This window comes from Bacteroidota bacterium (assembly GCA_034439655.1).
Taxonomy (GTDB): domain Bacteria; phylum Bacteroidota; class Bacteroidia; order UKL13-3; family UKL13-3; genus CANJUD01.
Genome location: JAWXAU010000032.1, coordinates 1 through 3014, shown reverse-complemented (window position 1 = coordinate 3014; position 3014 = coordinate 1). Strand labels below are relative to the sequence as shown.

The 3014-nt window shown below is 32.3% G+C and carries 2 protein-coding genes; both read left to right on the top strand.

Features of this window, described 5'->3' with window-relative positions:
• Positions 1-411 precede the first annotated feature (411 nt).
• Positions 412-969, top strand: a complete 558-nt coding sequence (locus SGJ10_02110; GenBank protein ID MDZ4756918.1) for a hypothetical protein — start codon at positions 412-414, stop codon at positions 967-969.
• Positions 962-2995, top strand: coding sequence for a T9SS type A sorting domain-containing protein (locus SGJ10_02105; GenBank protein MDZ4756917.1), 2034 nt, complete (start codon positions 962-964; stop codon positions 2993-2995). The genes SGJ10_02110 and SGJ10_02105 overlap by 8 nt, the downstream gene beginning before the upstream one ends.
• Positions 2996-3014: the final 19 nt, after the last annotated feature.

Below are 3014 nucleotides of genomic sequence, written 5' to 3'. Positions count from 1 at the left end.
GCGAAGAATCTGTTCAAATGGAAGGAAATAATATAACATCATTCGCTCGCTTTTAACCGTCATTCTGAGCAATGCTTCGAGCGAAGAATCTGTTCAAATGGAAGAAAATAATATAACATCATTCGCTCGCTTTTAACCGTCATTCTGAGCAATGCTTCGAGCGAAGAATCTGTTCGAATGGAAGGAAATAATATAACATAATTCGCTCGCTTTTAACCGTCATTCTGAGCGATGCTTCGAGCGAAGAATCCGCCCTAACCGAAGACGGAAATTCCAAATGTGCGTTGTAGATTTGACAAATCCGCCACGCCTGTGCGTATGCTGATTTGACAAATCTGTGCGTTCACAAAAAAACTTCCCCAATCCAAGCAACTTTTCCTACTTTTGTGAGTCATTACATGGTAAAATAATTTGAAACTTAAAAGTATATATATCATATTACTGTTGTGTATTTCATTTGGTGGAAGAGGACAGGTAACAAGTACTTTAATTAATTATGATGGTAGCTCGGTACTTTTTAATTTTAAAACTGAGCCTGCAAAAGTTGAATTGATTTCAAATATAAATTCTCGTCTTAAATTTTATCATCCCAATACAGGAGAAATTGCAGGTCGGATTACTAATTTTTTCGACACCTCTACTCAGATATTATTTGAATATGATACTTTGATTACCGCTTATGGAGATACATTAAAGCTTATCCCTGACAATTTTTATAATTATAGATATAATTATTTCTATAATCAATATGCAGGATATTTGTGTTTTGTTATGCCCGACAAACAGAATGATTCTCTATATCATTTGGTATTTAGTTTGGATAGTGCTATTAAAATAGGGCAGATAGTACACACAACTTTAGTAATGTTTAGAGTTGATTTTACCATAAGTAAAAATGGGGCCAACTTATTAACCCCGAATCCTATTTATATAGGAACAGTGCATGATGTAGCAAGAGATAGTGTATAATGGTTCTAAGTTCAAAAACTATACAATTAAACTTAATAATACAAATGATGGATTTTATATATATATTTTTGCTCAAGATACCCAAAAAGTATATTCTTGTAACGTAACAAGAGTAAAATTTGAACAAAGAACTACAATTCATTTATTTGATGATACACTGAGCTTGAATTCGGGCTATTATAGCTACTACTATGACCTTATGCAATATTTTAGTCAAACACCTCATTTAAATTTTTCTAATCCATATTATTTCGATTGGCGGTCTACTCGGGTATTATTGCTTGATAGTATTTCTCATTTAATATTAAACCATTTAGATATAAAAAGAGACACAGCAGGGAATATTCATTTTTCAGTCTTATCTCCTAATGGAAGATATCTTTACGTATTGGAAGGAAGGTATGCACCTAAACCTCTTATTAATATTTACTTAAGATTAAGAAAAATAGATTTTTATGATGCAGTTAATTATGTTCCTAAAGAGTATATCTTATATGACTCACTGATAGATATACCACACGATAAATTAAATTCCCCTACATGGTTAAGTGATTATAGTTTAATTTATGGTCCTTGTAGTAGAATATTTATGTTAAATCATGGAATCAATACCTTTGTTATTAATAAGCCAGATATGCCTTTTGGTTACGAGAAATTCTACAAAGATTTTCAAGTTGTAGAAACACCAGATAGCAATATTATCAATAAGTACTATTTTCATTTAAATGGCTATGCAAATGTTTATCCCCTCAAACAAAACCTATATCTCAACACCACTGAACAATACTCCTGCAATGTTGTTATGCTGCATGTAGATGCCGATACAGCATACAAAAACTTTGTATGGTATGTATATAATAAACAAACCAATCAATTCGATTCGTCAACAGGAAATAATTGTTATATAAAAGATGTAAGTGGCGGCATATATTGTAAACTCAAAGGCATCACAAATAGTGGGTATTTTGCGTGGTATAGTGATAGTCTTTATCCGCACCTTAAACTAAAAGCGATAATTGCAAGTACTAATAAACTGGGCTGTCAGTATGTGGCTTATCAATTTAAAGATTCGAGTATTATTACAGAAATAAATCCATCGTACAAACAATATTGGCATTGGTATTTTGGAGATGGAACTGATGCAATGCTAGTAGATACAGGCTCATACAGCAATTATGGCAAAGGGAATATTTCTCATATATATACTAAAAATGGAATTTATTCCGTTAAACTTATATATAATAACGGCTATTGTGAAGATGCTTTTAATTATATAAATGCTGTAAACATTGTGCCTGCACCTGCTCCGCTATTTACAGTCAATTATGCATATTCTTGTCCACCATTTTTGTTGCAGTTGTATGATACTTCAACGCTCGCTATCAGTCGCTATTATACTTTTGGAGATGGAAAAGATACTGTTGCAAATGCTTTTAATAATAATTTCCAAGCCAGTCATTTATATAATAAGACAGGAGTTTATACCATTACGCAATCGCTTACAGGCAGCACAGGCTGCGTAACTACAAGCAATCAGAATATAGAAGTTGTTCCCCCATTTAAAATTTCCTTGGGTAATGATTCTACAATTTGTTTTGGTGAAAGTATGATACTTAGTTCTACAATGAACCATGCTAATTATATATGGAATAACGGAAGCACTGATTCTGTTTTTAATATAACCCAAGAAGGTCAGTATATACTTACTGCTAATGTTGGTGCATGCAAATCAACGGATAGTATTATAGTAACTTACTATAAAGATGGGGAATGTGACAATCATATTTTAGCTTATCCAAACCCTTTTGCTGAAGAATTGTTTCTTAAAGGTTTTTTGAAAAATCAGAATGAACTTACCATTAAAATTATAGATTTGAGTGGACGGCTAGTAGCTTCCTATCAACCAACTCCGCAACAAGGACATTTTACTTTAAAGATTCCTTCAGCCACTTTTGCTGCGGGAATGTATATCATAGATATCATTTCTAATGATCTTAATAAAAGGTTAAAGGTGGTGAAGTTTTGATGGGGTTACAGATTATAAT